The following is a 13487-nucleotide window of genomic DNA, read 5'->3' as shown; positions in this document are numbered from 1 at the left end:
GGGCGACGGACTCGCGCGCTCAGGCTCATTCTCCAGCCAGCACATCAATGATCGGACAGTTGGGCCCGCCGCCACCCGCATCACATTGCTGCACCAGCGCGCCCAGCGCCTTTTGCATTGCGGCAAGGTCGATTATCTTCCGCTCGATGAGTGCCAACTTGCGCTCGGCCAACGCCCGCGTCTCCTTACAGGCGCACGCTGCATCGAGCGCCAGCAGGCCGCCAACGTCAGACAACGTGAAACCCAGCGCTTGCGCTCGCTTGATGAAGCGCACCCGCTTGAGCTGCTCTGCTGAATAGCGACGATGCCCGCCTGGCGGCTTGGGTGGTTCCTCCAGCAGGCCGCGCCGTTGGTAATACCGGATCGTCTCGATGTTCACCCCGGCAGCCTCGGCCAACTTGCCGATACTCAGTGTTGCCACGACATGTCTCCTTGACTCCGTACTTAAGTACGGGATTTAGAGTATCACCAACGCAAACTAATTCAAGGAGAAGCGTATGGCGCGACTCAGCGGGAAAGGTTCGCTCATTGCGGGCGTGCTGTCCGCCGTGGGCGCATCGGTATGCTGTGTCGGTCCGCTTGTGCTGCTCGCACTTGGCGTCGGTGGCACATGGATCGGAAACCTGGCGGCGATGGCGCCGTACCGGCCCTTCTTCATCGGCCTGACGCTGCTGTTTCTCGGGCTGGCCTTCCGCAAGCTCTATGGGGTGCCGCAGGTCTGCGCGCCCGACATGCCCTGCGCAAATCTTCGTCCGATCCATCGTCAGCGACGTGTGTTCTGGATCATTGCCCTCTCGCTGCTCGGCCTCTTGGCCGTGCCTTGGCTCGCACCGTTGCTCTACTGAACTGAAAGGGAGTTTCCATGCGCAAACTGCTGATGACCGTGCTCGCGGCCTTGCCTCTAGCGGCACTGGCTGGCGCGCCGGAGACGGTCACGCTTGACGTGCAGAACATGACGTGCGATCTGTGTCCGATAACGGTCACGAAGTCATTAAAGCGGGTGACCGGTGTCCGCACCGTCAAGGTCGATTTCGACAAGAAGACCGCCACCGTCACCTACGATCCCGACGAGGCCCAGCCGCAGGCGTTGACGCAAGCGACGGGGAACGCGGGCTATCCGTCCGCCGTTCGCAAGTGAGGCCGCGATGAACGCCGTCATCCTCGAGTCCTTGTTGACCTGCCCGCATTGCGGTTTTGCCCAACACGAAACCATGCCCACCAACGCCTGCCAGTATTACTACGAGTGCAGTCACTGCATGATGCTGTTGCGCCCCAACTCCGGTGACTGTTGCGTCTTCTGCTCGTTCGGCTCGGTCAAATGTCCGCCGATCCAGCAGCAGTGCGGATGCTGCGGGTAGCGGCAAGTCTGTTGGTTAAATCGCTCTCGGATCGTCTATGGCGACTGGGAAAGCCACGCCGTTGGAAGCGTCGCGGCCAAATGGCCAAATCCGTGGTTCCGGCGGTGTGCGCGATGCTTTGCCTGAAAACCAACAGTCAAACTGGTTCGGATTTAGCCGAGCAGATCACATCGACCACACTCGGCTGCTACCGTTTGCAAAAACACCTTGTCAAAATGTGAAGGCGAAATCGGAGATGGCCGTTGGGAACGAGAAGAGTGCTCGACCGAGAGTTCAAACTCGAGGCAGGCAAGCTGGTCCGAGAACATAAACTCGTAAGTGCGCGCCACCCGAATTTCGCACGGGAACGTAGCATGTGGGCCGACAAAAGGAGCATGTCGATGTCTTCGGAGAATCAGATCGATCTGGCCATTGCACTTCGCAAGTTGCACGAACTCGCCTCGGCGGATGGCGACTTGGGTGATGAGTATTGGTTTCGGGTGGGGCAACTGCTCAAGCGAGCAGCCAACATGCAGTCGGAGATTGATGCACTGTCGCGTGAGCTCGAGAAATGCCGTGCGGAGAAGGCCAAGCCATACTGACGCTCGTCCAAAAACTTGATCCAGTACGAGAGGTTTCGTTTCCTGTCGAGGCTCCCAGCGTGGGGATCTCGAACGAGCCATTTGTTGCTCGGTATACGTCCCCAAATAACCCGTCGATTACGACCAGTAATCCAGGCTATCGCGGCAGCAGAAAATTCCCATAGGCCGGTTCAGACCTTCTCGGCGACGTCAAGCCGGAGGTTGCTCCAGCGACGAGGCCTTGTCGGTCATTTTCCGCGCGGTGTAGACCGCGAGTTGTTGGGCCAAGTCATCGCACCCTTTTGACCTTACCCAGCCGCGTACACCATTCGTAAGTTGGCTGGCTGGCCAGCTTTCGGTTGATGCAGTTACCGGAATTAGACCGGCGCCAGTTGCCCAAAGGCGCTATACGGTCGAGCCGATTGGTAGTCGATTCGCCACGTCGCGATGCGTTTGACCGACTGCCTACCGAAATGCAACAAGGTGTCGATGAGGAATAGGTAGCGTGGGCGTAGGCAACGGGTTCGGAAAAAATTTTTGCGTCATGGCCCCCCCTGTCAGACTCCGACAATGAACTTGCGAACATCCCCATGGGCCAGTTACCTTACGTTCCATACGTCGGCTGTGCCGAACATGTCTTGTTCCAGTTCCCGACGGCATTGCTGATGTATCGCGTCGACCACTTGCCGAGGTCTTGAAAGCAATCGGGTGGGCTGTTGGCGACAAGATTGATGTTTCAATGGGTTAGGCTTCAAGCCCCATTCTGCACGGATGTGGCGTAAAGTCCTTACACACGCTCGCCGGCAGACTGCCAATATCGAATCGTTGGCACGTCGCCAGATTTTACAATCTGACACCTTGGAGCGCACTGCAAATGGCACGTCGAAGGTATCGTAGAAGAAGCCACCTTGCGGACGCGATTAATCAATCCAGTCCCGGAGCGCAGAAATGTTGGGCGGGTGTGATTGCCATCGCCTTCGTGTTCGCCGTGTTCATGTATCTCTCCCGCTAAGACAAAATGGCAGCCCCTGCAACGTGGAATTCCCCTAAGGGCAACAGGGGAGGCAAACGCGCAACGTCCATCCTCTCCGAGGCTCGGGCAATGTACCAAGCCACGATACATGAGCGCGTTTTACGAATTAGGAACGGCGTGCGAGCAAGTGACGTGCTGCGCGTGGCAAACCGCATGCACATCAGCAAGGAATTCCTCGTCAAAGCGCTAGGATTCTCGCGATCCGCAATCGACCGCAAGGTGAAGCAACGGAAGCACCTGTCCGTCGACCAGGCCGAACGTGTCCTTGGCCTTGTCCGGTTAATCGGGCAAGTTGAGGCCATGGTTGTCCAGTCGGGGCAGGCAGACGGGTTCGATCCGCCTCGTTGGACCGGCCAGTGGTTACAGCAACCAACCCCGGCACTTGGCGGCCGGTGTCCCGCGGAATTTTCAGACACGATTTTGGGGCAGGAGCTTTTGTCGGCACTCCTGGCACGGATGCAGAGCGGGGCCTATGCATAGCGTTGGCGATATTGCGATCATCAAAATTCGCGCCCGGGCCCTCGCTCGCAACCTGATTCAGCCGAAGTAATCAACGCGCCAACGCATCCATGAGAAATCACGCCCAAGCCCATCGGGGGTCAGAACATCCATCGGAAATATTTCTCAAAATTGACTGATGATTAGTGCCATAAGCATCAGTGCGGATTTTGTCGAATAAATCTGACACCGGCGCAAGGTCCGAGCGCTATCCTCTTGCGAATCAACGCCCTAGCGGCGTTCTGCGCGGCACCCCCTGGTTAGCCGGGTAGGGCGTCGTCGTGCGATGGCCCCGTGAGTCACGCACGAGTTGGGGGAGCGCCCCCGCTACACAGCTAATCCGCGCAAGACCATGCACCACGCCAAATCCCACACATCCGACGTGGCGGACGTCGCCTTCATCAGCACCGAGGGACGCGCCGTCCCGTTTCCGGCCACCCGCGAGCACCTCGGCCTCGAACACTTCGCGTTCTTCCGGGGTTATCTGGAAGGCTTGCCGCTCGAGCGTTTGGCCGACCAGTACCTGGAGACCGGCCTCGATCTGCGCCGGGCTCGAACGACGCTGCGCTGGATACGTGAGCAATTGGTCACCGCCGCACGCCGCGAGCGGGACTACACCGGTGCACGAGTCCTCGGCATCGCACCACAAGTGCTCATCGGCCCATCATTGGTGTCCGGTGATGCGGCATCCGCGAGCTGCGTGCCCACGTTGGAAGCCTTTGCCGAAGCCTACGATCCCTACGAGTGCTTTAGTCAAAAGGAGCTGCTGGCGCTCTTTCAAGAAGCGCACCCGGAGGTGCGCACCGACCGGCGTCAAGCGCGCAACGACCGCTTGCGGGCGGGCCAATTGCGAGCGCTGGCCCGCCTGCAGCAGTTATTGGCCGTCAAGCCACAAGTGCATCACCACGTGCGCGGCTGGTTCCATAGAGCGATTGCCGGGCGACTGGAGGCCGCCGGCATCCTCTCGCTGCTGGATCTGATTGCCTTTATTCGTACGCATGGACCGAGCTGGCACGCCCGCGTACACCGCTTGGGGCCGGTCGCAGCCGGTCGCCTGCAGCGATGGTTAGACGCCCACGAGGGCTCGCTAGGACAGAGCGTACCTGCCTACGCCTTGGTGCCGCGCCGCGCTGCGGGGCTTGACGTGCAGCGTTTGTTACGACCGCAACTGGGCGGTGTAGCGCCCCTTGAGTTCCTGAGCGTCCCGACGGGATTGGACGGACAAGATGGTCACAATCGCTTGATGGGGAGCACTTGTCGGCTCGTTGTCACGCACGATCTCGGCGCCGTGCAGGCCTGGCTCGCCACGCTGCACCCGATCGGTGGCAATACGTGGCGCTCGTATCGCAGTCACGCCGAGCGCTTTTTGAACTGGGCTTGGTTCGAGCGGGGTAAGGCGCTGTCCGATGTGGACGTGCAGGATTGCGCGGCCTACCGAGAGTTTCTCGCCGCGCCCCCGCCACACTGGATTGCATCACGACACCTGCCTCGCTACAGCTCCACGTGGCGCCCCTTCGCAAGCGCACTCGCGCCGGCGAGCATTCGCCTGTCGATGACGGTGCTGCAGCGCATGACCAACTGGCTTATGGCGGTGCAGTACCTGCGTTACAACCCGTGGCTGCTCATCGCCAAACCGAAACCGGGGCACCCGCATCGTGGCGCTAACCGCGATCGCAGTCTGTCCCAGGGCCACTGGGGATTGCTCAAGGACTACCTAGACCGGCTCGACCCCGCCGATCCGGTAGCCCAACGCCGTCAGTTCGTGCTGCGCTTTGCCTATGCCACTGGCCTGCGGTTATCTGAGCTTGCCAGTGCACGCGTGCGGGACTTGTCATGCGAGAACCTCGACGGGCTCGGTATGCGCTGGCGTCTGGTCGTCACGGGCAAAGGTGAGCATACGCGGGTGGTCGAGTTGGCTACGACCTTGGTGCAAATGCTGCAACGCTATCTTGCGCAGCGTGGTATGGGGGACGTGGCAGACCACATCGATCCAGATGTCCCGCTCATCGGCCGCCTGGGCAAGGACGCGCAGCGCCATCCACGTCAGCCCCTGTCACCCAATGGACTCGCCCATATGCTTCGCCAAACGCTTGCTGAGGCGGCAAGCGTTTATGAAACGGTCAATCCAGGGGCAGCCCATCAGATCCGCCAAGCCACCCCCCATTGGTTGCGGCACACCTTTGGCACGCACGCCGTGGCGCGGGGTGCTGCGCTCGACGTGGTGAAAGACCAGATGGGGCATGCGAGCCTGGCCACCACCTCACAATACTTGCACCCCGAGAGACGCAAGCGGGCTGAGGACATGGACAAGGCGTTTGGCGAACACCTGTAGCCCGCGTTCGCGGCTTGTTGGATGGCACAACCGAGTCGCACAACCGAGCGCCGGACTTGACCTTGCGCGAGTTACGACCTATCGATATAGGAAGCGGATCACAACGATCCGAAAGGAGACGCATACGAGCGCCAACATGAAAATACAAACGGGCTCTGCCGTTGGCGCGACAGAACCCGTTGATTACCGCTAGCACACCCCCTTGACCGGTGGGGCACTCGCTTTGAACATAGGTCGCATAGGCGGCCATGTCAAGGCTGGATTGGTGCATCCTGCTTTCGTCACGTGGGGAGCGCTGTGGTACGACCTTCATGAGACGTGCGTCTCGCCACTGAGCGTGGGAGACCCGCCATGTCCAGCACTACCTCAAAGCCCACGGCCAACGCACGCCCAGGGACTCGCATGCGCGCGGCACTGGCCGACGCGTACGACAAGCGTGGGCATCGCAAAGCCAACCTCTGCTACGTCTACAGTCCAAAATCGGATCGCGACTGGGCACTGAGTGGAAAGCTGGAATTGGCCCACTTTGTACTGGCTGAGTCGACGCCGGACATCGTTTCCGTGAACTACGCGCCCGCGCCGCGTCAGTTATCGACTGACCCACCCGGCTCATTGATCGCCTGGTGTGCGGAAGTACGCCGACACGACGGGACGTGGGAGTGGCGTTGCCTGGGGGAAGCAACTGACCCGGCAAAAGAGCAAGCCCGCGCGCGACTTGCCCAAGCATATGAGGCCCAGCACTGTCGCCTGCGTGAGCACGACCTACATGCCGATAGCGCACATCTTCACAACTGGTTGCGCATTATTCACTGGCTTGCACTGTATCGCGGCATACCATTGACGCATGAATCCATGGCCGTCGGGGCACTGCTCGACACGGGGCATGCCATCTCGCTAAAGGATGTCGCACGGTTGGACGAAGTTGGCCGGGGTGACACTTACATCGCTGCGGCGTTTCGACTCGTTCAAAGCGGATGCCTCGCGCTCGCATTGGGCAACGAGCCGCTTTCGCTGCGCACCGAACTTGTGCGCGCGGGAGTGCCGTCGTGAGCAGGCCACTGACCGCCCGGACCCTCCCATGGGAGTGGCGCAACACCGAAGACTGGCGACGCGTGGACTCCAGTCAGCTCACTGATGCTGTGCGAGATCGCTTCGAACGCTTGTCAGCCGGCATCGCGTTCTATCTGGAAACCGGCCACCTCACTCGCGCCGCACAGATCGCGCAGGTGTCTCGCAGTGTGTTGATACGGCAACTCAATCGGTGCGTGACACTCGCCGACGATGGGCGTCTGTACGGCTGGGCAGGGCTGCTTTGCGGGGCGCGCACATGCGGCTACCACCGAAACAAATCACTCCCGGGCCCCGCCGACAGGAGCGGACACGCGGGCGCATTCACGCAATTTCTGACTGAGCACCCTGAGATTCGAGACAAACTCGACGCGCTCATTCTCGGCCGACGCATTACTGGGGAGGTCGCCGAAGCTAGGGTATCGGCAAAAACAGCGTGGACGCGGCTCTGCGGCTGGTGTTTCGACGCTGGCATCTCCCTGCGGAGTTACCCCCTGAACACGAAAAGCCAAGGGCGCAGATCCGTGGCACGCTACGTCACTCAGCTTGTCCAGCGCTCGCCGCACGGCGCCGTCGACGCCCGATTCGGCGAGAATGCCGCTTACAAACTGCGCTTTGGTACCGCCCGCCGCTCTCCGATTTGTGCGATGGCACCCTTTGACATTGCACAGTGTGATGCGCACAAAATTGATTGCATCGGCACGCTGGAGATTACCGGCCCGGTAGGTCCCCAGTTCGTGCCCATCGAGCGCCTATGGCTTATTGCCTATCTGGACAGTTACTCGAGGTGCGTCTTGGGCTACGCTATTGCCATTGCCACGCAGCCGTCCGCCCAAACGATAGAAGCGGCCTTCGTTGCGGCAAACGTCCCGTGGCAGCCGATGGAGGCGTCTATATTGGGCGTCAAGTATGCCCAAGGCGCAGGATTTCCCTCCGGCCTCATTCCCGAATTGGCCCAGTGCAGCCCTTGTGTGCTGAACCTGGACAATGCGGTGCAGCACTACAGCCACGTTATCGCGGAGCATCTGCGTCGTCGGCTCGGCTGCATCATCGCGTATGGGGGACTCGCCGATTGGGGACACAACGCGCTGCTTGAGCGCTGGTTCAAAACGTTGGAAACGCGAGGCTTCCATCGCCTGCCATCAACAACCGGGTCACATCCGGGCGACACGCGTGCACGTGATCCGGTGCGTACCGCGAGCCGACTGGGGATTACGTACCAGCAACTGCTCTATCTCGCGGACGTACTGTGTGCCAACTACAACGCTACCCCCCATCGGGCGCTCGGAGGACAGTCACCACTAGAGGTGCTTCGTGCCTTCGCTCAACGTGGGTTCGATGGCCCCTTGCTGCCCGCCCTGCCCACGCCCTCGTGGAACTCGCCCGCATTGGGTGTGGAGATCGTCACGCCTGTCGTCCGTGGCTCGATACAGCAGGGCAGGCGACCCTATGTCGAATTTGGCGGCGCACGTTACAGCAACGAGAACCTGCAAAGCGCGTGGCATTTAATCGGCAAGAGGATTGTGGTGCATGTGCCGCGCGATGCGCGCAATTGCGACGCCTATCTAAGCAATGGCTTTGCGCTTGGCGGATTGACAATACTGCACGCAGGGTGGGGGCGACATGCCCACACGCTGGAGATGCGGAGGACGATTCAGGCCAACGAGCACCGCTATGCACCAGATGACGATCCCATGCAGGAAGTTGCACGAGCGCTAGCCACACGTATCGAAGAACAATCACGCAAGCGTCCAACCAAGATATCTCGCGACGCGACCAAGCTTGCCAATCTGGCACGTGAGAGCGGCGTCACCATCGACGCGACAGCAGCGCCGAAGCGACCTGCGCGAGTGCCACACATTCGCTCGCTGACACATCGACTCAAACCAGTGGTGTGGAAAGGGCGCTAGGAGACAGATCATGAGAACGACGAAACCACCGCAAGGCCCGCGAATGACTTTGCCCGAGCTGCTTCAGCTCCGTGACGAAAAGCTAAACGTGCATCCATTGATCAAGGACCAAGTCATCGCGCCGACGCCCGCGATCAAGGAGGCATTCGATATTGTGGAAGACGCCTTGATTCATTATGAATCGGGGGTATGCTTCGTTGCCGAATCACGGTTTGGCAAAACGTTCGCCATCAACCTGATCGATACCACTGTCACACAGCATTTCGCCAATGTTCCTCGGTTGCGCGTGAGCGCGAAAGAGCACGACCATCCCACCGAGCGCGCCCTATACACCGATCTCCTGCTGGATCTGGGCCATGGTAGCCCAAACACGGGGACCGCAATTGCACGCCGGATCCGTGTTTTTTCGCTGATGCTCGCGGCCGCGCAGACGAACGCGAGCGACCGGATTCTGCTGTTTGTCGACGAAGCTCAGAACTGGAAAACGGCGGATTTCACGCACATGCGTGATTTGTCCAACGACTTGACGCGCCAGGGCATCTCCCTCGTGGTGGTGCTGTTCGGTCACCACCAGCTCCACACGCTGCGAACCGAGCTGCGCACAGCGAAACGAACCGACTTAATTGGCAGGTTTCTGCTCTCGCCCTATGCATTTCATGGCGTCCGTTCGGAACAGGATCTTCTTGTAACGCTGCAGTGCTATGACGATCCAGACATCTTTGAATTTCCGTCGCGCAGCGGGGTATGCATCTCCTCCTTCTTCCTACCGCGCGCCTACGATGCCGGCTGGCGCATACAGCGTGAGGCACCGGCATGCTGGGATGCTTTCGCCACCTTTGGCAACCACCGCACGGGCCACGACGCAGAAATCGGCATGAAATGGGTCGGAGGGGCCATTCGTGACTTCCTGTGCACCCACATGGACGACGATGGCAGAGATTTCCAGGCATCAAGAGACGCATGGATCCAGGCGGTACAACGCAGCGGCTTCGAGGCGACGCTCTCGCAAGATCCGGCGGGTCTATGAATCTCTTGATGACCTCACGCGGCGGCCAGGCAGCACACGGTGCGCTGCGAGACGGGTTGGCCTGGGCGCCAGCGTGGTTTGTCGTAGGTGAGAGCGCTTATGCGTGCTTGGGGAAGCTTGCGATTGCGAATGCCATGGGCGCCGCGGAACTGTGTGCCGGCGTATTCGGCAGACCGCTTGCCCCCAACGATTACTCTCGGCGCCATCCCCGCGAATTGCTGTGGGGGGAGTGGATGACGCAACGCAAGTCCGAAAGCGCCCTGATCCGGCAAATTCGTGACGGGGTGCTACAGTCCGAACCCGGTCGCTGGGCAAGCGGGCTCGCCAGCGACGAGGCGATCAGATTTTGCCCGACCTGCCTGAGCCTCGGGTTTCATCATGCAGCCTGTCAAATTGAAGCGCTGGAGAAATGCCCGATCCATGGGGATACGCTACGCTCAAACTGTCCTCAGTGTGGCGCTCGCACGCCACGATATGCACTGACGCATGCCACTTTTGATGCACCGTTCAGTTGCCCGTCATGCGGTCATTGGTACGGCGCCGCTTGGGGCCCAACATCAACGGGAAACGCATTATCCGACATTGTTGTTGCAGAGACTGAATATGTGTCGTTGACACGCTGGCTAACGGAGCTCTCCGCGCTAAGCCTCACGTGGCCAAATCAATCCAATTGGTCTTGTTCATTCTCGGACGTTGAGCGAGAGCGAAGGATATCGGTATTTCACGCGCTCAATCACATCCGCGGGTCACGGACGCCCGCATCGCTTCTAGCGCCCTCAAGACAAATCGCCGTCATTGGCAGCTTGCGGTCTTCTGCCCCCTTGACCTTCAGTCAGGTCAACGTCCGCGAAAAACACATGGTGTCGTTGTTTCGTGCCTTTCGCCGCTGGCTGTGGAACTCACTCGGGCTCGGTGGCGATGCATCAAATCGGAGCTACGTCACGCGATGGCTCGAACAACATGAAGATGGCGCAATGCTCGTCTCGCCTCCTGATGAGCCGCCTGAGCTCAGCGCCTATATTCTGTGGCGACAGCGATTCGAAAGAGCACGTGACGTACGCGCGCCTAAGCCACTGACGTCGTTGCGCAGTCGAATGGCTTCATGGCCGGTCGACGTTATCGTGACGATGGAAACATGGGTCGCATACTGTGCAATGAGCTTTCTGGCTGACTACGCCGTGTGCGTGCATTGGCAAAGCCAGATCAAAACACTGGATTCGCCAGGCCCCCGCAACCCTCGATGGATGGAGCTGCTCAATGAATTTCGCCCGAAACTCAATTCGGCAAATCCGCCGTGGCCGCGTCACTTGAACTACGCGTATGAATCGGATTCGCCCGGCATGGCGGCCCAGATCTGGACCTTCGTTTGCGCGGGCGAAGGCTATGACACATGGATTCATCTAGCATCGTGGCTTGTCGCCGCGATCCCGACGGTTGCCACACGCCTATCGAGGCACTTTGAATGCACAGACCGCGAGATCAGCGCACCACCGACGAGCGTGGAGGAACGAAATACCGCGTCCACTACCAAGCTGGATCGCCCGCAACGCCTAGCGCTTTTGCATCCGGGGCCCGAACTCGATGGTCATGATGGCACATTCCGCGCGCCGGAAGGTCCGTCGATACCGTTGCAAAATGACCTGCAGGCCATCAACGCGTGGTTGGATACATTTCGGGATCATCCCGCAGCCGCCACGAGTTACAAACGCGCCCTCGAAAAAATTGTAAATTGGGCTTACGTGCAACGTGGCAAGGCCATGAGTTCGCTTGACAGCAGTGATTTTGATGCATTTGAGGCCTTCCTGCTGGAGCCCAATCCACGGGCGTTGTGGATCATGGGCAACGGCACCGATGCACAATGGGCACCATTTCGTGGCCCACTCGCGCTATCGAGCATTCGCACGACAATGGTCACAGTCCGCCTATTCTACGAATGGTTAAGCAGCATTCAGTATGCCACGAACTGTCACGAAATCCGTCCGTATCAAACCGGGCCGCTGGCCCTTGCCAACCCGCTGATCGCAGGGAGCGTAAAGCAAATTCGCAGCGAGCCTATTGGTTCCTCTGCAATGGCCTATCTCTGGCAGGCGATTAAGAATGATGGCACGCCGGAAGGGTTGCGACGTGAACTCCTGATATCGCTTTGCTTTTACGGGACGCTAAGCCTGCCCGAAGCTCAAGCACTATCAGGCGCGGACCTCTCCATTCAGCCGCATGAAACTGTGCTCAAAGTTCGGCGCAGATTGCCCGATCGTCAGATCGTCTACGTGGTGCCGCCATTAGCCGAAATGCTGAGCCACTGGGTCGGTCTGATGGCCATCCAAACTTCGTCGGACGACTTGTGGACGGTTGAAGAAGCGCCTGCCAATCCCACGTCGGAACCCCTTCTTGGCACGGGTCTCGTGGGGATTCAACAGATCGCACGGCAGGCGTTCCGCGATGCGGCGTCATTGGCGACCGCAGTATCGGACGCTCACACAGCCGAGCAACTATTGCATGCAGGTGCCCGGCGATTGGCGAACACATTTTTGCAACAGGTCGAAGATGCTGGGGGAAACAACTGGGCACTCTTTGGCAAGCCTTACAGCATTCCATCCTCGACGTTGGCATACTTGGGACCTCGTGGCAGACTTCCCGCCGAAAGACTGCTAAAAGAACTCGCTAGAATTTCACACCTGTGGCGTTAGCCTTGCGACGGACGAGCGAGGCGTAAGGTTCGGAAATGCAGCGGGCAGGGGAGAGGGAGATAGATTCGAAACAAGTATGGGCCGGTATGCCCACATGAACATGTCACGCGGTCTTTGTGATTCGCCCGCAGACCTTCGGACGCCGATCATGCCAATTGCACCGCAAGAGCATTCCGCGACAATCGACGCCGTGCTTTTCGACGTCTACGGAACCCTCTGTAACGTCGGTCGGAGAAAGCACCCGTTCTTGAAGTTGGCGAAGCTGTCACCAGATCCGCGCGCAGCGCTTGAAATGGTGATGACGCGTCGCATGACGCTTGAGGATATGGCCAATCACGTCCATGCCGGCGCCGACATGTTGGCCTCACTCGAAAGGGACTTGCAGATCGAACTGGCGAGTATCAGGCTATTTCCCGATGCCGACAAAACCCTACGAGTCCTTGCAGCAAGGGGCGTCAAGATCGGGCTAGTGTCCAATTTGACGAGCCCGTACGCACAACCGGCACTCGATTGTTTGCCCATCACGCCCACGACCTGCATCTGGTCATTTGAATCCGGATGGCTCAAACCAGATTCTCGAATGTTCGAACGGGCATGCGACGAGCTTCGGGTTGACGTCCAGCACACCGTAATGGTGGGGGATTCGCTCGCCGGTGATTACGCAGGTGCCAATTCCGCAGGCATTCGGGCAGTTCTCATTGACCGATCTGCCTCTCGGCACCAAGGGATCACCAGCATTGGTTCGCTAGAGCTGCTACTGCGGACCATCCACGCGCCAGGGAAACAGTAGGGAAACTCCAAATACCATTGATCGACGTAACAACAGCACCTGCCTAGATGGACACAAATTTGCCACGATTCTGCGAGTCACCGTTTGCAAGACAGAAAATTGCTGCGAATCCGCAAATTGGCTGAAGTCGCACATTTGTGTCCCAAAAACGGGTTTTGTTAACCTAATTTGTGTCCGCCGACTGAAGTTGCACATTTGCGTCCAAAAAATCGAGTTTGTTAACC

13 protein-coding genes are annotated in these 13487 nt (G+C 59.3%); 12 read left to right on the top strand and 1 reads right to left on the bottom strand.

Annotation, left to right across the window (positions count from 1 at the left end):
• Positions 1–25: 25 nt before the first annotated feature.
• On the bottom strand, positions 26–421 hold the full coding sequence (gene merR, locus PEP31012_RS21010) for a mercury resistance transcriptional regulator MerR (RefSeq protein ID WP_017234406.1): 396 nt from the start codon (positions 419–421) through the stop codon (positions 26–28).
• 76 nt (positions 422–497) lie between these two features.
• On the opposite strand from merR, the gene PEP31012_RS21005 reads away from it, so the two are divergent.
• The 12 genes from PEP31012_RS21005 (at position 498) to PEP31012_RS20955 (ending at position 13263) form a co-directional block, all read left to right on the top strand.
• The gene (locus PEP31012_RS21005; RefSeq protein ID WP_094067660.1) at positions 498–845 is read left to right on the top strand and encodes a mercuric transporter MerT family protein; all 348 of its coding nucleotides are present in this window, start codon (positions 498–500) and stop codon (positions 843–845) included.
• Between the two features lie 17 nt (positions 846–862).
• Positions 863–1138 (top strand): mercury resistance system periplasmic binding protein MerP, encoded by a 276-nt coding sequence (merP, locus tag PEP31012_RS21000; protein WP_094067661.1) that lies wholly within the window; start codon positions 863–865, stop codon positions 1136–1138.
• 7 nt (positions 1139–1145) lie between these two features.
• Positions 1146–1358: a GDCCVxC domain-containing (seleno)protein gene (locus PEP31012_RS24085; RefSeq protein ID WP_083902328.1), complete on the top strand. Its 213-nt coding sequence runs from the start codon at positions 1146–1148 to the stop codon at positions 1356–1358.
• Complete coding sequence (locus PEP31012_RS23760) at positions 1319–1579, top strand: hypothetical protein (protein ID WP_165385207.1); 261 nt, start codon at positions 1319–1321, stop codon at positions 1577–1579. Before PEP31012_RS24085 ends, PEP31012_RS23760 begins: the two co-directional genes overlap by 40 nt.
• A gap of 159 nt (positions 1580–1738) precedes the next feature.
• The gene (locus PEP31012_RS20990; RefSeq protein ID WP_039830432.1) at positions 1739–1939 is read left to right on the top strand and encodes a hypothetical protein; all 201 of its coding nucleotides are present in this window, start codon (positions 1739–1741) and stop codon (positions 1937–1939) included.
• Between the two features lie 997 nt (positions 1940–2936).
• Complete coding sequence (locus tag PEP31012_RS20985) at positions 2937–3431, top strand: antitoxin Xre/MbcA/ParS toxin-binding domain-containing protein (RefSeq protein ID WP_376739879.1); 495 nt, start codon at positions 2937–2939, stop codon at positions 3429–3431.
• A gap of 370 nt (positions 3432–3801) precedes the next feature.
• On the top strand, positions 3802–5781 hold the full coding sequence (locus tag PEP31012_RS20980) for a tyrosine-type recombinase/integrase (protein ID WP_094067663.1): 1980 nt from the start codon (positions 3802–3804) through the stop codon (positions 5779–5781).
• 402 nt (positions 5782–6183) lie between these two features.
• The gene (locus PEP31012_RS20975) at positions 6184–6831 is read left to right on the top strand and encodes a hypothetical protein (protein ID WP_094067664.1); all 648 of its coding nucleotides are present in this window, start codon (positions 6184–6186) and stop codon (positions 6829–6831) included.
• 62 nt (positions 6832–6893) lie between these two features.
• On the top strand, positions 6894–8759 hold the full coding sequence (locus PEP31012_RS20970; RefSeq protein WP_150591229.1) for a hypothetical protein: 1866 nt from the start codon (positions 6894–6896) through the stop codon (positions 8757–8759).
• A 10-nt stretch (positions 8760–8769) separates the two neighbouring features.
• On the top strand, positions 8770–9786 hold the full coding sequence (locus tag PEP31012_RS20965; protein ID WP_083902327.1) for an ATP-binding protein: 1017 nt from the start codon (positions 8770–8772) through the stop codon (positions 9784–9786).
• A gap of 821 nt (positions 9787–10607) precedes the next feature.
• Positions 10608–12473 carry a hypothetical protein gene (locus PEP31012_RS20960; protein WP_125338883.1) on the top strand — a complete coding sequence of 622 codons (1866 nt, stop codon included), beginning with the start codon at positions 10608–10610 and terminating at the stop codon, positions 12471–12473.
• A gap of 148 nt (positions 12474–12621) precedes the next feature.
• Positions 12622–13263 carry an HAD family hydrolase gene (locus tag PEP31012_RS20955; protein ID WP_172417063.1) on the top strand — a complete coding sequence of 214 codons (642 nt, stop codon included), beginning with the start codon at positions 12622–12624 and terminating at the stop codon, positions 13261–13263.
• Positions 13264–13487: the final 224 nt, after the last annotated feature.

This window comes from Pandoraea eparura, assembly GCF_902459725.1.
Taxonomy (GTDB): domain Bacteria; phylum Pseudomonadota; class Gammaproteobacteria; order Burkholderiales; family Burkholderiaceae; genus Pandoraea; species Pandoraea eparura.
This window is presented reverse-complemented; position numbering and strand designations above follow the sequence as displayed.